At 41.5% G+C, this 20,857-nt stretch carries 23 protein-coding genes, 1 tRNA gene and 1 pseudogene; 22 read left to right on the forward strand and 3 right to left on the reverse strand.

Translation table 11 applies throughout. The features are described 5' to 3' along the window. Positions 1-174 precede the first annotated feature (174 nt). Positions 175-381: a hypothetical protein gene (locus ASU35_RS14305; protein ID WP_058353659.1), complete on the forward strand. Its 207-nt coding sequence runs from the start codon at positions 175-177 to the stop codon at positions 379-381. After that, complete coding sequence (locus ASU35_RS14310; protein WP_058353660.1) at positions 347-2,458, forward strand: BglG family transcription antiterminator; 2,112 nt, start codon at positions 347-349, stop codon at positions 2,456-2,458. The genes ASU35_RS14305 and ASU35_RS14310 overlap by 35 nt, the downstream gene beginning before the upstream one ends. Before the next feature lie 213 nt (positions 2,459-2,671). Here ASU35_RS14310 and ASU35_RS14315 read toward each other — a convergent pair whose 3' ends face one another. From ASU35_RS14315 to ASU35_RS14325, 3 genes are read right to left on the reverse strand one after another with little or no spacing between them, the layout of a single operon-like run. Next, positions 2,672-2,947 (reverse strand): hypothetical protein, encoded by a 276-nt coding sequence (locus tag ASU35_RS14315; protein ID WP_058353661.1) that lies wholly within the window; start codon positions 2,945-2,947, stop codon positions 2,672-2,674. A gap of 14 nt (positions 2,948-2,961) precedes the next feature. Beyond that, positions 2,962-3,213: a hypothetical protein gene (locus tag ASU35_RS14320; protein ID WP_058353662.1), complete on the reverse strand. Its 252-nt coding sequence runs from the start codon at positions 3,211-3,213 to the stop codon at positions 2,962-2,964. Then, entirely contained in the window at positions 3,210-3,491 is a 282-nt protein-coding gene (locus ASU35_RS14325) for a hypothetical protein (protein WP_058353663.1), read from the reverse strand. The genes ASU35_RS14320 and ASU35_RS14325 overlap by 4 nt, the downstream gene beginning before the upstream one ends. Positions 3,492-4,091: 600 nt before the next feature. Between ASU35_RS14325 and ASU35_RS14330 the strand changes: the two genes are divergently transcribed. The 20 genes and pseudogenes from ASU35_RS14330 (at position 4,092) to ftsH (ending at position 20,645) form a co-directional block, all read left to right on the forward strand. Further along, a complete protein-coding gene (locus ASU35_RS14330; protein ID WP_058353664.1) occupies positions 4,092-4,517 on the forward strand; it encodes a PTS mannitol transporter subunit IIA in 426 nt (141 codons plus the stop codon). A gap of 114 nt (positions 4,518-4,631) precedes the next feature. Further along, the gene (locus tag ASU35_RS14335; RefSeq protein WP_058353720.1) at positions 4,632-5,894 is read left to right on the forward strand and encodes a zinc-binding dehydrogenase; all 1,263 of its coding nucleotides are present in this window, start codon (positions 4,632-4,634) and stop codon (positions 5,892-5,894) included. Between the two features lie 191 nt (positions 5,895-6,085). Next, positions 6,086-6,913 (forward strand): PrsW family glutamic-type intramembrane protease, encoded by an 828-nt coding sequence (locus ASU35_RS14340; RefSeq protein WP_058353665.1) that lies wholly within the window; start codon positions 6,086-6,088, stop codon positions 6,911-6,913. Between the two features lie 248 nt (positions 6,914-7,161). Continuing rightward, positions 7,162-8,850: a methyl-accepting chemotaxis protein gene (locus ASU35_RS14345; RefSeq protein ID WP_058353666.1), complete on the forward strand. Its 1,689-nt coding sequence runs from the start codon at positions 7,162-7,164 to the stop codon at positions 8,848-8,850. 26 nt (positions 8,851-8,876) lie between these two features. Continuing rightward, positions 8,877-10,064, forward strand: a complete 1,188-nt coding sequence (locus tag ASU35_RS14350; protein WP_058353667.1) for a GGDEF domain-containing protein — start codon at positions 8,877-8,879, stop codon at positions 10,062-10,064. 74 nt (positions 10,065-10,138) lie between these two features. Next, positions 10,139-10,684 (forward strand): stage V sporulation protein T, encoded by a 546-nt coding sequence (spoVT, locus tag ASU35_RS14355; protein ID WP_058353668.1) that lies wholly within the window; start codon positions 10,139-10,141, stop codon positions 10,682-10,684. Between the two features lie 38 nt (positions 10,685-10,722). Continuing rightward, on the forward strand, positions 10,723-11,496 hold the full coding sequence (gene mazG / locus ASU35_RS14360; protein ID WP_058353669.1) for a nucleoside triphosphate pyrophosphohydrolase: 774 nt from the start codon (positions 10,723-10,725) through the stop codon (positions 11,494-11,496). Between the two features lie 55 nt (positions 11,497-11,551). After that, a pseudogene (locus ASU35_RS14365) lies at positions 11,552-11,830 on the forward strand (HU family DNA-binding protein); the annotation flags it as partial. Positions 11,831-11,912: 82 nt separating this feature from the next. Continuing rightward, positions 11,913-12,152 (forward strand): RNA-binding S4 domain-containing protein, encoded by a 240-nt coding sequence (locus tag ASU35_RS14370; RefSeq protein ID WP_058353671.1) that lies wholly within the window; start codon positions 11,913-11,915, stop codon positions 12,150-12,152. A gap of 62 nt (positions 12,153-12,214) precedes the next feature. Further along, positions 12,215-12,502 carry a sporulation protein YabP gene (yabP, locus tag ASU35_RS14375; RefSeq protein WP_147525459.1) on the forward strand — a complete coding sequence of 96 codons (288 nt, stop codon included), beginning with the start codon at positions 12,215-12,217 and terminating at the stop codon, positions 12,500-12,502. Positions 12,503-12,507: 5 nt separating this feature from the next. Continuing rightward, a complete protein-coding gene (gene yabQ, locus ASU35_RS14380) occupies positions 12,508-12,969 on the forward strand; it encodes a spore cortex biosynthesis protein YabQ (protein ID WP_172794654.1) in 462 nt (153 codons plus the stop codon). Beyond that, complete coding sequence (locus ASU35_RS14385; protein WP_083504329.1) at positions 12,935-13,243, forward strand: septum formation initiator family protein; 309 nt, start codon at positions 12,935-12,937, stop codon at positions 13,241-13,243. The genes yabQ and ASU35_RS14385 overlap by 35 nt, the downstream gene beginning before the upstream one ends. Positions 13,244-13,291: 48 nt before the next feature. Further along, positions 13,292-13,365 (forward strand) — tRNA-Met (locus ASU35_RS14390). Positions 13,366-13,598: 233 nt separating this feature from the next. After that, positions 13,599-13,736: a hypothetical protein gene (locus ASU35_RS19395; protein WP_156059443.1), complete on the forward strand. Its 138-nt coding sequence runs from the start codon at positions 13,599-13,601 to the stop codon at positions 13,734-13,736. A gap of 48 nt (positions 13,737-13,784) precedes the next feature. After that, positions 13,785-13,997 (forward strand): hypothetical protein, encoded by a 213-nt coding sequence (locus ASU35_RS14395; protein ID WP_058353674.1) that lies wholly within the window; start codon positions 13,785-13,787, stop codon positions 13,995-13,997. Beyond that, entirely contained in the window at positions 13,997-14,248 is a 252-nt protein-coding gene (locus ASU35_RS14400; RefSeq protein WP_058353675.1) for a type II toxin-antitoxin system RelE family toxin, read from the forward strand. The genes ASU35_RS14395 and ASU35_RS14400 overlap by 1 nt, the downstream gene beginning before the upstream one ends. Positions 14,249-14,517: 269 nt before the next feature. Further along, positions 14,518-16,809: a stage II sporulation protein E gene (gene spoIIE, locus ASU35_RS14405; RefSeq protein ID WP_058353676.1), complete on the forward strand. Its 2,292-nt coding sequence runs from the start codon at positions 14,518-14,520 to the stop codon at positions 16,807-16,809. Positions 16,810-16,873: 64 nt separating this feature from the next. Further along, positions 16,874-18,274 carry a tRNA lysidine(34) synthetase TilS gene (gene tilS / locus ASU35_RS14410; RefSeq protein WP_058353677.1) on the forward strand — a complete coding sequence of 467 codons (1,401 nt, stop codon included), beginning with the start codon at positions 16,874-16,876 and terminating at the stop codon, positions 18,272-18,274. Further along, entirely contained in the window at positions 18,258-18,779 is a 522-nt protein-coding gene (hpt, locus tag ASU35_RS14415; protein ID WP_058353678.1) for a hypoxanthine phosphoribosyltransferase, read from the forward strand. The genes tilS and hpt overlap by 17 nt, the downstream gene beginning before the upstream one ends. A gap of 9 nt (positions 18,780-18,788) precedes the next feature. Beyond that, entirely contained in the window at positions 18,789-20,645 is a 1,857-nt protein-coding gene (gene ftsH, locus ASU35_RS14420) for an ATP-dependent zinc metalloprotease FtsH (protein WP_172794655.1), read from the forward strand. Positions 20,646-20,857: the final 212 nt, after the last annotated feature.

The following is a 20,857-nucleotide window of genomic DNA, read 5'->3' on the forward strand; positions in this document are numbered from 1 at the left end:
TGTAAAAAAGTTTTGCTTTTTTGCCTCAAATAAGGATGGCAGCCTGCGGGTCTGCCAGCCTTATTTGTGCATTTATAAAAGTGCTCAGGGAAGAAACCGGGGGAACCGCTTATGGGATTGCAATTCCGATGATTTTGAGCTATACCGCAGGAAAACAGGCTGGAGGAGAGATTGGTGCTGTTGCAGGAGCTATGGCAGGAGCGGGGCTCATACGTTTTGAAGAGATGGGCTCCAGTGCGATGGGAGCGGCTTGCAGAATTTTCTGGAGAAGCAAAGGTTTTAGAGGTTGAAAATCTGACCAGTATGGCAGAGTACGAAAGACTGGCAGAACAGTTGGAGGAAAAAAATGGAATTTACACCAAGATTACAGCAGATTCTTAAGATTCTTCTGCGGGAGGAGAATAGTATACCGGTAAAGGCTTTGGCAGAGCAGTTGGAGGTAAGTAAACGGACTGTACAGCGGGAGCTGGAGTATATAGAGAATCCATTAAAAAAATATGGAATAACCTTCTGCTCCAAGACGGGCAGCGGTATCTGGCTGGAGGGAAAAAAGGAAAATAAGGAACAGCTTCTTTTAGAGCTTGAGAAAGAGGACAGTCTGGATGTATCGAACCGTTCGGAACGGCGGAAAAGGCTGACTTTTGAAATTTTAAAGGATAAAACAACGCAGAAGCTGTATTATTACAGTAATCTATTTGGTGTCAGTGAGGCGACGATAAGCAGTGATCTGGATGCAATAGAGCCGTGGTTTCAGAAATTCAATCTGCGGATACAGAAAAAACAGGGATATGGCATTTCTCTGGAAGGAAGAGAGCGGGATTACCGGCAGGCTATCTGCACTTTCCTGGATGAAAACGCAGATACGGAGATGATTCGGGAGCTCTATGAAAGCCGCAGTCAGGTAATGCTTCATACCATTTTAAATAAAGAAAAAAACATATACAGTATACTGGATGAAAAAATCCTCAAACGGGTAGTGTCCTGTATTCTGGGATTGAATGATAAACGTATTCTGAATTTGACAGAAGGCTCTTATATGGGCTTGATTATACATGTAACGATTGCCATTAACCGAATTTTAAAGCAGGAGATTTTAAAGGAAGAAGAAGGGGGACTTTGTAATCTTCGAAATGAGAGTGAATATGAGCTGGCATCTTATATTACTGCTGCATTGGAAAGAGAATTTGAAATTTCAATTCCGGAGATTGAAACGGCTTATATCTGTTTACATATTAAAGGTTCTAAGCGGCAGAATGTGGAAATTGATGAGAAGTCCAGAGAACTCATTCAGGAACAAAAGCATCTGATGGAGATTGTAAATCGTATGATTGATGCTTATGATGAAGAAAACGGATGGCTTTTAAAGCAGGATGAGGAGTTTATCCGGGGATTGTTAGCTCATCTGATGCCAACGATGACCCGGCTTTCTAACGGTATGAGAATTAAGAATCCGCTTTTGGAGCAGATAAAGGAGGATTACCCGGAGATATTTAAAAAGTGCCAGGCGGTTGTCCGGGTTTTGGAGGAGGAGACAAAAACACAGGTACCAGAGGAGGAAACCGGATTTCTGGCTATTCACTTTGGGGCGGCGGTTGTCCGGATGGCTGATGAAAAGGAGAACCGGAGAAAGGTTTATATCGGTATTGTGTGTGCCAGTGGCATTGGCATATCCCGCCTGATGCTGACCAAAATTATGAAATGCTTTGCAGGGCGGACTGAGCTTACTACTTATGGAAAAAATGATGTTACACCATATGTTCTGGAGCAGATGGATTTCTTTATTTCAACAATTCCACTGACCGAAGCGGATGAAAGTGATGTCTTATATGTGAGCCCGCTTTTGGGAAATGAGGATATGGAAAAGATTGAGAAAAAAATCTGCTATTACGAAAGAACGCCCCAGAGAGAGCGGGAAGAAAATGCCTTTACCCGGCAATTAGAGCAGATTAATTATGTTGCTATGCAGATAAAAAATCTGATTCGGGATATTACCGCTATTAAAGTGGATAACAACATTGGCTTTGATGAGCTTTTATTGGCGGTGAGTGAAGGCTTGACGCCATATCATGACCGACAGAGCATGATACAGGAGGATATTCGTCATAGGGAAAGTCTTGGGACACAGGTGTTTTCTGAGCTTGGCTTTGCCCTTTTACATACCCGGACCAGGGGGGTGCTGCGGCCTAATTTTTCTCTTTGCTTTACAAAGGACAAGGGCGTTTTTGCGAATCCGTTTTTTAATGGCATAGGAGCAGTGGTTATTATGCTGCTTCCAGAGGATGAGCATATCCGGGAAAACAGAGAAATACTGGGATATTTAAGCAAGCAGTTTATTGAAGAACCGGATTTTATGGATATTATACTGAGGGGAGAACTGGAAGAGATAAGGGAAGAGGTATCACGACAGTTGAAGCGGTTTTTTAATTTGTATCTGGATAAAATTAAGGTAGAAATTTAATATTTGTAAAAAAAGACTGACAGACGAAAGGCGAGTAGTCATAAAGACAACTTGTGAACCGAGAGTCAAGGCAAACTGAATAAGGTGAGAGTTAGGTCCGATACTTGAGATTTCAAGTATCAGACCTAACTCTTTTTAGTTTATTTTTTATAAGCTTACAGGAATATCTTATAGCAATTTAAGATGGCTTCACAAATGTCCTGCATCTTGTTTTTAATATATTAATTTTGTAGAAAAATTTGTAGTATATTCTTTAATTTTATTTTCATCAAAATAAACATTTGGAATAGATAAATCCTCGGGAGAATCAGAAAATCGATAACACATCTCCGATAAATTGTCTAACCACTTTTCTGAAAAACTTGACAACTCTTCTTCTTCTGCCATATCTCTATGATATTCAATGAATAAATCACAAAAATCACTTGTAGTGTAGTTACCTTTATTATAATTTATTATTAAATATATTAATTTTTCTTTAGAATTCATAACTATCACCTATTCTACTTTATTTTTGGTAAGGGACCTAATGCTTTAGAGCCTCTTGGGTCCGGTCGAGACAATCCTTTACTTATTGCTTGCTTTAAAGTATGTACAGGTACAAACCTATTTGGATTATTCATATGTGTTGCTGTTGCAACAGTAAAATTCAAGCCATCCTGAATTTTAGAATATTTATAGGTTTTCATTGCAGCTTTAATAGCTTTTTTACCTTTAGCGGTTTTGGCAAATTTAGCAAAATCATCGGCTTTCAAAAGAACTTTACTACCTCACGAAAGTAAGCGGTAGAAGGCAATAACGGTAATAATGCCGCAGTATCTAAAACATCCCAAACTGTTCGTTTTTTGGGTCTACCATCTTCTTCTACATAATAGATTGTACCATAAGCTGTTTCATTAGATGATACAATTGTAAATGATATGTTGGAATTTTTAAAAGCCATAGATTCAGCAGCAAAAGCTGGAACGGATAGGCTAAAAATCATCAATATTGTTAGTATAAGACTTAAAATTTTAGTAGTCAACTTTTTCATAAAAACTCCTCACTTTCTTGTATTAAAGTTTATTTTCTTTTTACCAGATATAGCAGCTTATAGAACCATCGGAACCACCCCCCCCTTAAAATCAGAACCTCATCAATAATTTTTACTACTGCTTGTAACTGTTCGAGTTTCACTTTTTCCGTTATGCACTGCTGTTGAAGTTACTATAACTTGATATTTATATCCCTTGGAGATTTTATAGGTTTCATAAAGGCGAAAAGGCTGAGAAATACTCACGCACTGCACCACAGGACATTTGGATTCACTATCGTGACATTGGAATGTTAAGCGATGTGAAGAAAGAGTTTGATATTGAGTCACCCGAGGAAATGTATGGTACTTGTGGAGTGCTTGCATGGGATGACGGCTTACAGCCTGCAATTTAAGACAGCAAAAGGCGGACAGCCAAAACTGTCCGCCTCATATGCCCCATAGATTAGGTGGGTTCAAAAATTGTCCTTGTGAACACTCGCCTAAAGCTGCCTTCTTTTTTTACAAATTTGTCACTATCTGATAGAGCCAAATACCCTTTTGTTTTCGTTGAATTTACGGGCTTTCCGCTACTATAATTAAGTCAAGGAGGAACGAAATATGGAACTTTTGGAAAAGAAAAATATTCGAATTAACTGCCAGCCAAAATCGAAAAATGAGGTAATCCAGTCAGTAGGACAGATGCTTTTTGAAAGTGGGTATGTAAAAAAGGATTACATTGCAGCAATGGTGGAAAGAGAAAAGACCTTTTCTACCAATATAGGTAATGGAATCGCCCTGCCTCATGGTACGGAGAATGCAAAAAGGGAAATTATTTCCTCCGGCATTGCGGTACAGGTATTCCCAGAGGGGACAGAATGGGGAGAAGAAAAGGTACAGGTGGTTATCGGAATTGCTGGTGTAGGAGATGCACATCTGGATATTCTGGCACACATTGCAGAGAAGCTGTCGGACCCATCGGAGGTAGGGTGTCTGGTAAAAAGTGATGAAGAGGGAGTTTACCGGATGCTGACAGGAAAGGAATAAAACAGGATTTCCCACATAGAGAGATGCGGGAGGTAAAAGAATCAACGTTTCAAAGACCATTCGGGAGCTGGGTGGGGAGAGACTAGGACAAGAAATCAGGAAGGGATGAGAAAATTGAAAACAAAAGCAGTTAGAATGTATGGAATGGACGATCTTCGGCTGGAAGAGTTTGACCTTCCAGAAATCAAGGAAGATGAGATTTTAGTTAAGGTAATGAGTGATAGTATCTGTATGTCTACCTATAAACTGGTAAAGCAGGGAAAGAAGCATAAAAGGGCACCGCAGAATATCGACACGAATCCAATTATTATCGGACATGAATTTGCAGGAGATATCGTAGCAGTTGGAAATAAGTGGAGGGATGAGTTTAAGCCGGGTGAAAAGTTTGCTCTGCAGCCAGCCCTGAATTATAAAGGAAGTCTGGCTTCCCCGGGATATTCCTATGAATTCTTTGGCGGAGCCTGCACCTACTGTGTAATTCCCCATGAGGTTATGGAACTGGGATGCCTTTTGCATTATGAGGGAGAAAGCTATTTTGAGGCTTCTCTGGGTGAGCCTATGAGCTGTGTTATCGGTGGTTACCACGCAAACTATCATACAAATAAGAGAAACTATAATCATGCCATGGGTACAAAGGAAGATGGAAACATCCTGATTCTGGGTGGCTGTGGTCCGATGGGACTGGGAGCTGTAAGCTATGGCCTGCAGTTTGAGAATAAGCCAAAGAGAATTGTAGTAACTGATGTAAATGATGATAAGCTTGCCAGAGCTAAAGAAGTGATTCCGCCAGCCCTGGGAGAGGAGAGAGGCATTGAGCTTTTATATGTAAATACAGCAGCGATGGCAGAGCCGGTTGAGGAGCTGATGGCAATTACAGAGGGTCATGGCTATGATGATGTGTTTGTCTATGTTCCGATTCGTGAGGTGGCTGAGCTGGCAGATAAGGTACTTGCCTTTGACGGTTGTATGAACTTTTTTGCAGGACCTACAGATAACCAGTTCAAGGCAGAAATCAACCTCTATAACGCACATTATACAAGCACGCACATTCTGGGAACTACCGGCGGTAATACTGACGATTTAAAAGAGGCTAACCGTCTGGCAGCAGCTGGGAAAATAGATATTGCAGTTATGGTAACTCATGTTGGAGGTATTGACAGCATTGCAGATGCAACGATGAATCTGCCATCGATTCCGGGAGGCAAAAAGCTGACCTATACGCAGTTTGATATGCCATTGACAGCAATTGACGATTTTGAAGAGCTTGGTAAAACAGATCCGCTGTTTCAGAAGCTCGATGAGGCCTGCAAGCGTCATAAAGGTCTCTGGAACACCGAAGCTGAGAGGATTTTATTCGAGCATTACGGTGTAAAATAATATTGGTATCAGCCTCACTTTTTTAGGCAGCAGCAGGCTTGTAGACAAAACGAGTTTTTGCCACAAAATTGCCACAATTTTCATACAATTTTTCGGAGATTTCGGTGATGAATATAAATATAATTGTAACGAAATGAACTAGGAAGAATACATAGTACTATTTCTATTAATTTTTAAATATTGGAGGCGGTATGAAAAGATTTTTTATTGAAAAAAAGCATATAATTTTGGTTACAATAACCCTCGTTTTTTTCTTTGCTGGTGTAAGCTCTCAGTTTATAGATTTAACAAAGAATAATGGTCACGATGATAAATATCCAATATTTTTATTGGCAATTTCAATGATAGGATTTTACCTTATCCCTATGGCTTTGGGAATTTATTATCTTAAAAAAAGATGGGAGGTATCAGACAAGCCCCTGGTAATTAGCTGGATTTTAGGACTAAGTGCCACTGGGTTTTTAAGTACAATATTCCACATGGCTATCGGCTTTTTCTGGTTAAATATCATACAGGCTCCCCAGGAGTTTCTCAATGCCTGGGGAGGCTCTGTATCGGCACCTTTCGCAGAGGAGCTTGCAAAATACCTTGTTGTTTTATTGGTTCTTTATTTCGCTCATGAAAAATCCTTAAAGGCGACATGGCTAAGTGCCATTATTGTTGGATTGGGCTTTCAGATAATTGAGGATATATCCTATACATCTGTGGCAGTTTTTCAGGAAAATACCTCAGGCTTTAGTAGTTTGTTTGAAAGAATTGCATATTCATTCGGGACACACTGGGTATTTACCGGGTTATTTGCTTTTGGTATGCTTGTATTAACAAGGAAAAAGCTTTTGATTCCAAAATGGAAGGGGTGCATTTGGGCCATAAGCTCTATTGCTCTCCATTTCTTATGGAATTCACCTATTGAATTTGACGGCTTTGATACAATACTCGGTACTGTCGGCTTACTCTTAATGTATGGCATCTTCAGTGAACTTGATACAGGGAAGGAAGCCTGTGGGATAACAGGCTGATCTTCTATTGAGAAATGCTGGCTTTCACCATGAAAAGCGGCACCTTCTGCTCGTAGCTTTTGGAGCAGAAGGTGCCGCTTTTATAGTGTAAAATCAAGGTACTGTGAATAAACTACGGACGCTCAAGAGTATTGGGTTATTGACATAAAGAAGAAGTGTGAGGTATAATTATAGCTATAAATTGGTAATAGCATATAAAATCAAAGCCATGATAAAAACAGTCAGATGAAAATTAGGAGGAAAAGAAGATGAAATTAGAAGAACGCATCGGAAAAGTGGGTATTAAAAAAAGACTGGACTTTGGATATGGAGTGGTTATTGTCTTGATGACTGTTGTGGGAATACTGAGCCTGGTATCCATGCTGAGCCTTAAAAGCAGCTTAGACAGATACCTGAACGGTATAGATAAGGCAAAGAATGCAATAGCTGCAGTTCGGCTGGAAACGAACATTGTAGCGAGAAATATAAGGGAAATGGCATTGAATAGTAATCAGGACAGCTATGCTGGCTATAAACAGACCATAGAAGAGAAGCTGTCTGACGTTGTTGATAATGAGCTGAAGATTTTAAAGGCAACAAAGGTGCTTACAGATGAGGAATATACGGAATATGCAAATGCTATTACAGAATGGGCAACCATAGGCTATGAAATTATTACAGAGATTGAAAATGGAAATCGTGCGGATGCTTCACAGAAAATTTTAACAGAATGTGCTCCTTCTCTAAGTAAGCAGATAGAAATAGCTAAGAAGCTGGACAAGGAGATAGAAGAGGAAAAGGAAAAGCAGCTACAACAAAACGATCTTCTTTTCTATTGTACAGCAGCATTTATTATCGTAGCAATTATCATTGCAATTATTCTGGCAAAAATTATAGCAGTTAAGATAGTTGTTACAATTACAGAACCATTAAAGGAGATAGAGCAGGTTTCACTGGAATTATCAGAGGGTAACCTGCATACAAAGCTGGAATATCGCTCAGAGGATGAAATTGGCAGACTGGCACACGGCTTGCGAAAATCCATTCGTATTCTTAGCAGCTATGTAGATGATATATCAAGAACCATGGAGGAATTTTCAAAGGGTAACTTTTTAGTTCAGCCGCAGGTGGAATGGAGAGGTGACTTTGTTGCTATCCTTAATGCATTTACGGCATTTGAAAAGACTATGACAGATACGATAACAGAAATTCAGCGGGTGGCAAATCAGGTTGAGTGTGGTGCCAGCCAGGTATCAGACAGCTCCATTGATCTTGCACAGGGTGCCACTGAGCAGGCAGGTGTAACCCAGGAGCTTGCAGCCACGGTAGAAAATATTTCAGCACAGGTGCTGCAAAATGCAGAAATGGCAAAGGATATTAGTAAACAGGTGGTGCAAAATGGAATAGAAATCGATGGTGGAAATGAAAAAATGCAGGAAATGGTTAAATCCATGTATGAGATTAAGGATTCCTCGATTAAGATAAGGGGAATTATCGATGCGATTAATGATATTGCATCGCAAACAAATCTGCTTGCTTTGAACGCCTCCATTGAGGCAGCAAGAGCCGGAGAAGCAGGTAAAGGCTTTGCAGTTGTGGCAGATCAGGTATCTATACTGGCATCCCAGAGCTCAGAGGCGGTAAAGGAATCAGCTGTCCTGATTGAATCCTCGGTACAATCAGTAGAAAAGGGAGTAATGATTGCAGATGAAACAGCAAAGCTTTTAGAGAGTATTGTTTTGAGCTCCAGAGGTATCGTAGAAGATGTAAATCGGATTGCAGATACCATGGAAACGCAGGCAGATGCCTTTGGTGAAATAAATAGAGGTGTGGATCAAATTAATGGGGTTGTGCAGACAAATGCGGCAGCCTCCGAGGAGTGTGCAGCAAATAGCCAGGAAATGAGCAGTCAGGCAGTGAACTTAGGTGAGCTGGTTAGCAAGTTTAAGGTGAGATAATTTATAATCTGAAAAGGAGGTGGATTTTGTACGATATAAATGAAACAGCATTCATACTTCCCAGAGGATTCATGGTTTATGAAGCAGAGGGGAAGGAAAGGATTCTGTATGCAAATGAACCGATTTTGAATATTTTTGCCTGTGCTACAGTAGAAGAGCTTATGGAGCTAACAGGCGGCAGCTTCCGTGGTGCTATATATAAAGATGTCATGGAAGAGGCTGAAAAGTATGATGATAATACAGATAACGTGATTTTCCGGATTAAGAGAAGGGATGGCCTAATCCGCTGGGTAGAGGCTTATAGACAACGCTTTTCTATACAGCTGGGAGAATTTTCAGGTGTATTTGTTGCAGATATTACTGAAAAAAAGCTACAGAAAGATCAACAGTGGATACAGGATTATATAAAAAATCTGGAAACCGTATTTGATATTGTGCGGCTGGTGGATGTGTCAGAGGCGGTGGTGTACTCACTGAATGAAAATGGAAACTGCGAAAAAACGGATAGAAAGTGCTTTTCCATATGGGAGAAGGAGCATAGATGTGAAAACTGTATTTCTGCAAAGGTGCTTGCAAGTAAAGGGCAGATGAGTAAGTATGAGTTTATCGGTAATGAGCCTTACTACGTTATTTCGAAGTACGTGGAGCTGAAGGGCAGGGCATACATACTGGAGATGGTTAATAAGGTGAAAAACAGCTCTGTGCTTGAGGCTTACGGAAAAGAGAACTTTGCAGATTTTATTAAATCATATAACAATAAGTTGTACACAGATTCCCTGACTGGTGCCTATAATCGGCGGTATCTGGAGGAGCAGCTAAGCCATCTTACAGGAACGACAGCAGTTGCCATGATTGACTTAGATAGCTTTAAAAAAATAAATGATACCTATGGGCATGATGCTGGAGATGAAGCATTAAAATTGTTTGTAAACATTGCGAAGTCCAGCATTCGTAAAGAAGATACAGTGATACGGCTGGGTGGAGATGAGTTTTTGATTGTTTTTGATGGACCGCCTCTAGAAACACTTCAGGAGCCTTTAGAGCAGCTTTGTAAAAGGGTTAGTGAGGCCAGATATCCGGAATATCCAAAGATGCAGATTACTTTAAGCATCGGTGCGGTTAGGGCGAATGACTGTGGGCGTGAAGCAAGAAAGCGGGCAGACCATGCACTGTATGAAGCAAAAAAAATAGGAAACTGCGTAAAGGTAGAATAAGCAGGTATAAAATTCCTTTGTTTACAGATACTAGGTTTATAAAACTAGAATTTGCAGATGGAGGAATTTTTAACATGAAAGCAACCGGAATTGTTCGTAGAATAGATGATTTAGGGAGGGTTGTAATTCCAAAGGAAATTCGAAGAACCTTAAGAATTCGTGAAGGAGACCCGCTGGAAATCTTTACAGATCGTGAAGGTGAGGTTATACTGAAAAAGTACTCTCCCATTGGTGAACTGGGACAGTTTGCAAAGCAGTACGCAGATGCCTTGGCACAGACGACAGGGCATATTGTCTGCATTTCTGATAGAGACTGCCTGATTGCAGTGGCGGGAGGTGGGAAAAAGGAGCTGCTTTCCCGTCCAATCAGCAAGGAGCTGGAGCACCATATTAATGAGAGGGAAAGTGTGCTGGCAAAGAAAAACAGCCGGGAGTTTTTAAAGATTACCGACATGGATGAAGAATATGGATATGAGGCTATCAGTCCAATTATCAGTGCAGGAGATGCGATTGGAGCAGTAGTTATATTGTCAAAGGATTCAAAAACAGAATTTGGTGAGGTAGAGGCAAAGCTGGCAGCGGCAGCAGCCAGCTTCCTTGGCAGACAGCTGGAGCAGTAGCTTTCAGCTGTTTGTCGAAAGCTTAAAGGAGGCAAGGAATGCAAAAGAAAATGACCATGGATGAATTTTTGAAGATTATTCGAAGACTTCGGGCAGAGGATGGCTGCCCATGGGACCGGGAGCAGACTCATGAGAGCCTTAGGGGGTGCATGCTGGAGGAAGCCTATGAGGTTGCAGAAGCCATTGATAATAAAGATGTAGCAAATTTAAGAGAGGAATTGGGCGATGTCCTTTTGCAGGTGGCGATGCATTCGGTAATCGCTGAGGAGCAGGAGGAGTTTACAATGAATGAGGTGCTTGGTGAGGTTGGTGAGAAAATGATACGCCGTCATCCCCATGTATTTGGCGAAATAAAGGTCGATACCTCGAGCCAGGCACTTGCTAACTGGGAAGAGATAAAAAAGGCTGAAAAAAAGGAAAATACAACGTCAGAAAGCATATTAAGAGTTCCTAAAGCATTGCCGGCTGCTATGAGGGCAGAAAAAGTGCAGAAAAAAGCAGCTAAAGTAGGCTTTGATTTTGCAGATTATGAGGAGGCCTATAAAAAAGTTGAGGAAGAGCTTTTGGAGCTTGAAGAAGCTAGAAAAACTGGAAATAAATGTAAAATAGAAGACGAGTTTGGGGATTTATTATTCTCAATAATAAATTTATCAAGGTTTTTGCAAATAAATGCGGAAAATTCCTTGACAAATGCCACTAATAAGTTTATAAATAGATTTGTAAGTGTCGAATCTCTGGCGTTAGAAGAGGGACGACAATTAAAAGACATGACCATAGATGAAATGAACGATTTATGGAACCGTGTAAAATAATCAGAATATAAATTCTGATACATAAAACTACTATAATTTTCAGAGGAGGAGTCAATCCATGAACAAAGCAGAATTAGTTGCAGCTATTGCAGAGAAAACCGAATTATCCAAGAAAGATTCAGAGAAGGCTTTAAAAGCATTCATCGACGTTGTAACCGATGAGTTAAAGAAAGGCGAGAAGATCCAGTTAGTTGGTTTCGGTACTTTCGAGGTATCTAAGAGAGCTGCAAGAGAAGGCAGAAATCCTCAGACAGGAAAGACTATGAAGATTGCTGCTTCTTTAGCACCTAAGTTCAAGGCTGGTAAGGCATTAAAGGATGCTGTAAACAACTAGGAATTGACAACTATAAAAGCTGCTCTTTTAAAGAGCAGCTTTTTTGGATAAGAAAGCTCTTCGATAGAAATGGGGGAAAATTATGAGACTGGATAAATTTTTAAAGGTATCCCGCCTGATTAAGCGTCGTACTGTCGCAAACGAAGCCTGTGACGCAGGCAGGGTATTGGTAAACGACAAGGTAGCAAAGGCTTCGGTTAATGTAAAAGAAGGAGATGTTATTGAAATTAACTTTGGAAATAAGTCGGTAAGGGTTGAGGTAGTGGATGTACAGGAAACTATCCATAAAGAAGAAGCAAAAGAGCTATACCGTTACCTGTAAAAGCTGTACTAAAGGAAAGGCTCCTTGAATATATTGTCTTAAGACAATGTCAGGGGGTTTTTATTTTGGAGGATACAAAGCGGGTACAGGGAAATCATAGAATTGTATTAACAGGAAGAAAAACGGCTGTGATTTCAGGTGTAATGGATGTGCTGTCCTTTGATACAAAGGAGGTGCTGCTGGAAACGGATATGGGAATTTTGCTCCTAAAAGGAGATGACCTTCATGTAAACCGCCTTACTCTGGAAAAAGGGGAAGTGGATTTAGATGGGCGGATTGACAGCATAGCATATTCAGAGAATAGTCATCTGAAGGGAGAGGACGGCTTTTTTAAGAAGCTGTTTAAGTAATGACCATGAGTGAGATAATTGTGCTGGAGGTACGTTTTTTTCTTGGTAGCTTTCTGGGCGGTGTGATTTTACTGGCAGTTTATGATATTCTGCGGCTAATAAGGAGAATTATACCCCATAAAAGGATATGGATTAATGGAGAGGACCTTCTATTTTGGCTGGCAGCCAGCGTTTTTATTTTCCGCATTATATACCGCCTGAATAATGGGGAAATACGGGGCTTCGGGATGCTTAGCATGACAGCTGGAATGGTACTGTATCATTTTACTGTGAGTGATGTGCTGGTGGAGCTTTTTTTTCGGATTTTCGGGACTTCTTTACTGAAATTTGTCCAAATTGTAAAGAAGGGATTGAAAAAAGCTGTCAGACCGTTTAAAATGGGATTAAAGAGATTAAAACATATGCAGGGCTTGCATAGAAACGAGGAAGAAAATGAGGTTGGACAGGCAGACAAAAAGAAATGTTAAAAAAAGCAGAAAGAATCTTTTGCTGGTAGCAGGTGTTGTATTGATTCTGTGTGCTGTCATGTCTTACAGCAGGGTAAAGCTGGAGGCTCAGGAAAACGCCTGCAAGGAGCGAATGGAAGAACTATCTTCGGAGCTTTCAGAGGAAGAGAAACGGGCAGAGGATATAGAGAATTACAAGACCTATGTACAAACGAAAAAGTTTATTGAAGAAGAAGCACGGGAAAAGCTGGGACTTGTCTATCCAGATGAGATTATTTTTGAAGCAGAGGATTAAATACTTGACATAAGTCTGACTGGGCGGTATAATATTTCTGCTGTGTTTGGCGGGATAGCTCAGTTGGCTAGAGCACACGGTTCATACCCGTGGTGTCGGGGGTTCAAATCCCTTTCCCGCTACTAAAAATTTTTTCGTGAAAAGCCGTGAAGTCATTGATTTTACTGGCTTTTTTCATTTCCTAATATATTACATCAAATGAAAAAAATATTTGAGGTAATCAAAAAGGTAATCAAAACAAAAAAACACAGGAAAGGATTCTATGCCAGCAGCCAGTTATGCTCAGCCTGTGGATATCAGAATGCAGATATAAAAGATTTGTCAGTGAGGAGAAGTCGATGAAGCAGGAAGCCCATTGGCTACAGAGGTGCATAAAATGACAGGCAAGGAGCACATAAGGGCAAAGGGAGAGACAGTGAACGGATACATTACAAGGCTTGTTTTATCTGACCTTGGAGAAGAGGATGCGGAGCAAGTGCCTTTTATGAATTAGCGATACTGTGAATATAATAATATATACATGAAAGTGAGGTAGTGAGCTATGAGCAACAGAGAGAGAATAATTGAATTATTGGACAGCATACCAGACTATAAAATTGGTTATGTTTTGGCTTATGTTCAGGGAGTAGCTGCAGACGAGGAAGCGGATGATATATTTTGTCAAAGAATGGTAGAGAGTTACGAGAACGCACCGGACGAGGACAAAGAAAGTATTCCGTTTGAAGAATGTTTGAAAGAATGGGGGCTTGATTGATGTATAAAATAATCATCAAAAAGAAAGCGAAAAAATTTATTGATAAGCTCCCACAGAACGAGAAAATACGAGTTGTTAAGGCTATCGAAATGCTTCCGAACGGCGAGGACATCAAGAAACTAAAGGGACATAGCGACTTATTGCGGTTGCGTGTTGGAGATTATCGAATTATTTACACTGTTGACAATGGTGAATTAGTAGTTATTGTCATAGCTGCAGGAAATAGAGGAGAAGTATATAACAAATATTAACAATAGAGCCGCCAGAAATGGCGGTTTTTTGCTTACTGTTATATTATGAAAGACGGTTCTAGGATTAAAAAAGCATTCTCTGTGAAGATTACCAAAATAAATTTTAATTTCTTACATTTCCTTAGCTCCCTCGCATCCCCTCGACTTTCCATAGAACCAATATTTTGTCTAAAACTTTTTTCACAGTGTACCGCTAATTTGACAAAAAAAGAACTGCATACAAGGTATAATGGGCGGCAAACGAAAAATGACGAGGAGAGTTACAGACAATGAAAGAAAAACAGAGAAAGCTATGTATGGATGTGCTGGGAATGCTGATTGGCCGGGGATGTATGCTGGGGATGAATCCAATCGGTATGGGATATTTCCTAAGTGTATATGCACAGGAGCCGAAGCGACCGCTTTTGGCAGTCTGCATTTTACTGGGAATGTCTACTGTGATGAAGGAGACGGAGCTTGTTAAATATGGACTATCCATGCTGGTGTCCGTTACCGTGTTTCATCTGGCAGAGCATACAGGCAAACGTCTGACAGCGGAGCTTAAATATGCCGTAGGAGCCGGTGTTGGAGCTGTGCTGGCCTTGACTGGCGGAATGTTTACCATACAATATAAGACGTATATTATCATGGCTATACTGGAAGGAATTCTGATATTTGTATTTGCACGGCTGTTTCAGGCAGGAATTGGATACTTCCTCTATCATAGAAAAAGGGAAGGCATGAGCAGTGAAGAAATGGTAAGTACGGGAATCCTTATTGGAGTGATGGCATACGGTATGCCGGATATGGGACTGGAAACGGTTTCTGCAGCCGCAGCCTTGTCCTATTTTCTGGTGCTTATTACGGGCTATAAGTATGGACCGGGACTGGGGGCTATTGCAGGGGCTGCCTGTGGGATTGCCCTTGCCTTTCAGGGAAAGGAGGTAGTGCTGATAGGAATTCTTTGTGTACTGGGAATTGGAGCCGGATTATTTCAGGAAACTGGGAAATGGTGGACAGGGATAGCCTTTTTGGCAACAGGAGTTTCTGTGGGGTACTTGTATGCAGATACTTTAATGGAAATGGAAAGTGTAAAGGCACTTGTGATTGGCTGCGGAGCATTTTTGTGTATTCCTGCTAAATATGTAAAGCCGATGAGCTGGAATCGAAGTGAAGAAAAGGACACCTATGTAAGACAGAATATACAGCTTCTAACGAAAAATAAAGTGCAGGAATTTTCGGATTCTCTGCAGCAGCTGTCAGGTTCGTTTTCGAAATTTACAAGGGAGAGGCAGGCCGTAAGTTATGCTGATGTCAATGAAATTTTTGAGGATATTTCAGGACGCTTTTGCCGGGAGTGTGACCGGTGCCAAAGCTGTTGGGGTGATGAGTATGATTTTACCTATGCAGCGGCTCAAAGCCTGTTTTTGACGGCAAGAAAGCAGGGCTATGTAGCAATGGAGGATGTGCCGGAGAATTTTTGCAGCCAGTGTATCCATGCTGGTGAATTTGTGGAGGAGACAAATTATCTTTTACAGAAAATGAAGGAAAGTCTGGGAATTGAAAATCGTCTGGCGGAGAGCCGTCAGGCAGTGGCCGGACAGCTTCATGAAATGGCACGGATGATGAGGGATTTTGCTTCGGAGCTTTATGAAATAAAGGAGGTTCGGACCAAGCTGGAGGAGGAAATGATAGAGCGGCTGAAAAAGAATCATATTGATGTACAGAAGCTGGTGATTATGGAACGCCGGGAAAGACGCAAGGAAATTCACCTGATGGGGCGGATGCGGCTGGGACGCTGTGTAACGGCCAGAGAAATAGCGGTTATGTTAGGTCAGGTTATGGGAAAACGGCTGAAGCCGGCGGAGCAGACCAAGACGGTACTGGGAAGAGAACTGGAGGTTATGGTTTTTATTGAAGACACCCCCTATAAGACCCTGACCGGAGTGGCCAGGGCAACTAAGGAAGGGGAGGAAATCTCCGGAGATAATTTTTCGATTCTTTCTCTCGACAATGGAGAGGAGGTGCTTCTCTTATCTGATGGAATGGGTTCAGGAGAACAGGCAAACAGGGAAAGCTGTCTGGTGGTTGAGCTTCTGGAGCATTTCCTGGAGGCAGGCTTTGATAAAGAGGCCGCTATCCGTATGATTAATTCAACCTATGTACTGCAGTCAGACAGTCAATCCTTTTCTACGATAGATTTGGGAAGTATTGATTTGTATACCGGAAAAATTGAATTTTTAAAGCTGGGCGGAGCAGCCAGCTTTATCAAGCGGCGGGATGGTATTCAGTGTATCCGTGCTGAAACATTTCCGGCTGGAATGTTTCAGCAAATAGAGCTTTTGCATCAGACGGAAACACTATCCGATGGAGAATTTGTGGTTATGGTTACCGATGGAATATTAGACTGCTTTGAGGGAGAAAACAAGGAGGACTATATTGCATTTCTTTTAGAGGAAACAAAAAGTATCAATCCGAGGGAAATAGCAGACTATATTCTGCATAAAGCATTGGAGGAAAATCAAAATAAAAATCTGGATGATATGACGGTTCTTGTGGCAGGACTCTGGGAAAAGGCTTGAAATCCGGCTTGGGTAGAGGTACAATAGGAATACTTAAAGCAGGTAAGATAGCCGGGAGAATGTCATGTTAGAAAAGATTAGGGCATATATAAAAGAAAATAGAATGCTGGAGAGAAAAGATAAGATTGTAATCGGTGTTTCTGGAGGTGCTGATTCTGTCTGTCTTTTCTTCGTGCTTTTAGAGCTTTGTAAAGAATACGAGCTGAGCCTTCAGGTGATGCATGTAAATCACGGTATCCGGGGGGCAGAGGCCGATATGGATGAAGCCTTTGTAAGAAGCCTGGCCGAAGAAAAGGGGGTAAACTTTGAAGGATTTCATGCGGATATTCCTGCAATGGCGAAAGAAAAGGGTCTTGGCGAGGAGGAAATGGGAAGGCTGTACCGCTATGAGGTTTTAGAGAAGGTACGGAAAAGCAGTGGTGCAGATAGAATTGCTGTTGCTCATAATGAAAATGACTGTGCGGAAACGGTACTTTTAAATCTGTTCCGGGGAAGCGGACTTTCCGGGCTCGCAGGGATTGCTCCGGTAAGGGATAAAATTATCCGGCCCCTTCTGTGTGTCAGCCGGAAGGAGATAGAGGGCTGGCTTTTGGCACGAAAAATACCTTACCGGACAGATAAGACGAATTTTAGTAATGCGTATACAAGAAACCGGGTTCGGATGCATTTTCTGCCGTTGGCTGAGCAGGAGATTAACGAAAAGGCAATTGAGCATACAGCAAGGGCTGCGACACTTCTGCGAGAGGTGGAGGCTTATATGGAAAAGCAAATTATGATAGCCTGTACAGAGAATGTTGTCCAGGAAAATGGAGCATACTTCATAAAGGAGTCTGTTTTATCAGAAGAGGAGATTGTAATAAAGGGTGTTCTGAAAAGGGCGATGGAGCTGCTGGCAGGCTGCAAAAGGGATCTAGAGAGTGGTCATGTAGATTCTCTTCTTAGGCTTTTTTCAAAACAGACGGGTAAGGAGGTTTGCCTTCCTTATGGAATGAAAGGAAGACGGCAATATAAAGGAATTCGTTTGTTTCAGGAAAAAAAGAAGAAGACTCAGGAGACGGAGGAATATATGCTTTCGGTACCGGGAGAATATGCTTTGCCCAATGGAAAGAGAGTCTGTCTTGAGCTGTATGCTGCCGGAGGAAAAAATGTGGAAATTCAGAAAAACGACTGTACGAAATGGTTTGATTATGATAAAATAGAAAATAGGCTTTCGCTGAGACACAGGAGAAATGGAGATTATTTGCAGATAAGGAAGGATGGCGGAAGAAAGAAGCTAAAGGATGATCTGATTGACCGAAAGGTGCCGAGGGAAGAGCGGGATGAGCTTTGGCTTTTAGCTGATGGAAGCCACGTTTTGTGGGTGCTTGGAGGAAGAACCAGTGAGGCCTTTCACATAACAGAAGAAACAACTGCAATACTAAGGGTAAAAGTATACGGAGGTAAAAGTGATGGAAGACAAGATTAGAGTTATGATTTCCGAAGAAGAGATTACAAAAAGAGTTAAGGAAATGGGTGAGCAGATAAGCAGGGATTATGAGGGTAAGACCGTACACCTTATCTGTATCTTAAAGGGAAGTATTTTTATGACCTGTGAGCTGGCAAAGCACATCAGTGTTCCTGTTACGATGGACTTTATGTCTGTTTCCAGCTATGGTGACGGAACAGAGAGCTCTGGAAGGGTCAAGATTGTAAAGGACTTGGATGAGCATGTAGAGGGCAAGGACATTCTGGTAGTTGAGGATATTATTGACTCCGGCAGAACTCTGGACTTCCTTCTGGATATGTTGAAGGCAAGAAAGCCTGCCAGTATAAGGCTGTGTACTCTTTTAGATAAGCCGGACCGCAGAGTGACAGAGGTTTCTGTGGATTATACCGGCTTTGTAATTCCAGATGAGTTTGTTGTGGGCTATGGTCTGGATTACGTACAGAAATACAGAAATCTGCCATATATAGGTGTGGTAGAGCAATAAGGAGGTTTCATGTTGAAAAGACAGTTAAAAGGGTTGGGCTTTTATTTTGTTGTCCTGCTGATTATTTTTGTTGCAATTTATTTTTCAAATAGTTTGCAAAGAGCAAATACAGAACGCTATAATTATTCGGATTTTATTCATGAGCTGAATAAGAACGAAGCAGCTATCGGAAGTATAGTAATTTACCAGAATCAGGAGGCCCCTACTGGTGAAGTAGTGGTTAAGTACCAAAACGGTGATGAGAACAGATTTTATGTCACAAATACACAGACAGTGGAGAAGGAGCTTGTAGAGCGCGGGATTACAAATTACCGCGTGGATGATATAAGAAAGCCAAGCTGGATTATTACAAACCTGCTTCCGTATATGCTAGGCTTTATCGTGGTCATGATATTGATAAGCTTTATGATGAACCAGGCCAATGGCGGTGGCGGCGGCAACAGCAAGATGATGAGCTTTGGTAAAAGCCGGGCTGTTATGACAACGGATGAGGCCAATAAGACGACCTTTAAAAATGTCGCTGGATTAAAGGAAGAAAAGGAAGCTCTGGAGGAAATCGTTGATTTTCTGAAAACTCCGAATAAATATATTAAGGTGGGGGCAAGAATTCCAAAGGGTGTGCTTTTGGAGGGTTCCCCTGGTACCGGTAAAACCCTTCTTGCAAAGGCTGTAGCCGGTGAAGCAGGGGTTCCGTTTTTTAGTATTTCCGGTTCCGACTTTGTAGAGATGTTTGTTGGTGTTGGTGCTTCCCGTGTAAGAGATTTATTTGCAGAAGCAAAGAAAAATTCACCATGTATTGTGTTTATTGATGAGATTGACGCGGTAGCAAGACGGCGTGGTACCGGTCTTGGCGGTGGACATGATGAAAGAGAGCAGACCTTAAATCAGTTGCTTGTAGAAATGGACGGTTTTGGGGTCAACGAGGGTATTATCGTGATGGCAGCGACCAACCGTGTAGATATCCTGGATCCGGCGATTTTGCGTCCAGGCCGTTTTGATAGAAGAGTTACGGTAGGCCGTCCGGATGTAAAGGGAAGAGAGGAAATCCTTCAGGTTCATGCCAAGAACAAGCCTCTGGGAGAGGATGTAGATTTAAAGCAGGTGGCACAGACAACAGTAGGCTTTACCGGTGCAGACCTGGAGAATCTGTTAAATGAAGCGGCGATTGTGGCTGCAAGAGAAAATCGTGCTTATATTGAGCAGGAGGACATTAAGAAGTCCTTTATCAAGGTAGGCATCGGACCAGAAAAACGAAGCCGTGTTATTTCCGAAAAGGATAAAAAGATTACCGCTTATCATGAGGCTGGTCATGCGATTTTATTCCATCTTCTGCCGGACATCGGACCGGTATATACCGTTTCTGTTATTCCGACCGGACATGGAGCTGCAGGCTATACCATGCCTCTTCCGGAAAAGGATGAGATGCATCTGACAAAGGGAAGGATGCTGCAGGATATCATGGCTACTCTCGGCGGCCGGATTGCAGAGTCTCTGATTTTTGATGATATTACAACAGGTGCTTCCCAGGACATTAAGCAGGCAACAGGGGAGGCGCGAGATATGGTAACCCGCTATGGTTTTTCTGATACAATTGGTATGATTAGTTATACCAGCGATGATGATGAAGTATTTATCGGACGCGATTTGGCTCACACCAGAAGCTATAGTGAGAGCGTAGCCAAGACCATTGATGAGGAAGTAAAGAAGATTATCGATGACTGCTACGATAAGGCTAAGAAAATCCTTACAGATAACATTGATGTGCTTCATAAGTGTGCTGATCTCCTGATGGAGAGAGACCGTATTGGAAAAGAGGAGTTTGAAAGCCTGTTTTCAAAAAATGAACCAGAACCGGAAGGAATTTAAAAGAAATAACGAAGGAATTTTAAGGGAGAACGAAAGGTGACAAAAAAATGCACAAAAAAAGCTGTTGAATTTTGTGAAGTTTGTGCACACTTTTCCTGCAAAATACTATATACTAATACTCGTAAACCCCAATACATTATATAGTTTTTGCTACACCCCATAAGTAACAAAAATACCTTCTCCAGAAAAAGGACGGCAAATCTTGCCGTCCT

Origin of the sequence: Acetivibrio ethanolgignens (genome assembly GCF_001461035.1) — a bacterium.
Taxonomy (GTDB): Bacteria; Bacillota; Clostridia; order Lachnospirales; family Lachnospiraceae; genus Velocimicrobium; species Velocimicrobium ethanolgignens.

What these genes read in the sequence shown, in the direction of transcription:
- ASU35_RS14310 (WP_058353660.1), top strand. Translation starts at nt 347, where the DNA reads ATGGAATTTACACCAAGATTACAGCAGATTCTTAAGATTCTTCTGCGG.
- ASU35_RS14315 (WP_058353661.1), bottom strand. Translation starts at nt 2,947, where the DNA reads ATGAATTCTAAAGAAAAATTAATATATTTAATAATAAATTATAATAAA.
- ASU35_RS14325 (WP_058353663.1), bottom strand. Translation starts at nt 3,491, where the DNA reads ATGAAAAAGTTGACTACTAAAATTTTAAGTCTTATACTAACAATATTG.
- ASU35_RS14330 (WP_058353664.1), top strand. Translation starts at nt 4,092, where the DNA reads ATGGAACTTTTGGAAAAGAAAAATATTCGAATTAACTGCCAGCCAAAA.
- ASU35_RS14340 (WP_058353665.1), top strand. Translation starts at nt 6,086, where the DNA reads ATGAAAAGATTTTTTATTGAAAAAAAGCATATAATTTTGGTTACAATA.
- ASU35_RS14345 (WP_058353666.1), top strand. Translation starts at nt 7,162, where the DNA reads ATGAAATTAGAAGAACGCATCGGAAAAGTGGGTATTAAAAAAAGACTG.
- spoVT (WP_058353668.1), top strand. Translation starts at nt 10,139, where the DNA reads ATGAAAGCAACCGGAATTGTTCGTAGAATAGATGATTTAGGGAGGGTT.
- mazG (WP_058353669.1), top strand. Translation starts at nt 10,723, where the DNA reads ATGCAAAAGAAAATGACCATGGATGAATTTTTGAAGATTATTCGAAGA.
- ASU35_RS14370 (WP_058353671.1), top strand. Translation starts at nt 11,913, where the DNA reads ATGAGACTGGATAAATTTTTAAAGGTATCCCGCCTGATTAAGCGTCGT.
- yabQ (WP_172794654.1), top strand. Translation starts at nt 12,508, where the DNA reads ATGAGTGAGATAATTGTGCTGGAGGTACGTTTTTTTCTTGGTAGCTTT.
- ASU35_RS14385 (WP_083504329.1), top strand. Translation starts at nt 12,935, where the DNA reads ATGAGGTTGGACAGGCAGACAAAAAGAAATGTTAAAAAAAGCAGAAAG.
- ASU35_RS14395 (WP_058353674.1), top strand. Translation starts at nt 13,785, where the DNA reads ATGAGCAACAGAGAGAGAATAATTGAATTATTGGACAGCATACCAGAC.
- ASU35_RS14400 (WP_058353675.1), top strand. Translation starts at nt 13,997, where the DNA reads ATGTATAAAATAATCATCAAAAAGAAAGCGAAAAAATTTATTGATAAG.
- spoIIE (WP_058353676.1), top strand. Translation starts at nt 14,518, where the DNA reads ATGAAAGAAAAACAGAGAAAGCTATGTATGGATGTGCTGGGAATGCTG.
- tilS (WP_058353677.1), top strand. Translation starts at nt 16,874, where the DNA reads ATGTTAGAAAAGATTAGGGCATATATAAAAGAAAATAGAATGCTGGAG.
- hpt (WP_058353678.1), top strand. Translation starts at nt 18,258, where the DNA reads ATGGAAGACAAGATTAGAGTTATGATTTCCGAAGAAGAGATTACAAAA.
- ftsH (WP_172794655.1), top strand. Translation starts at nt 18,789, where the DNA reads ATGTTGAAAAGACAGTTAAAAGGGTTGGGCTTTTATTTTGTTGTCCTG.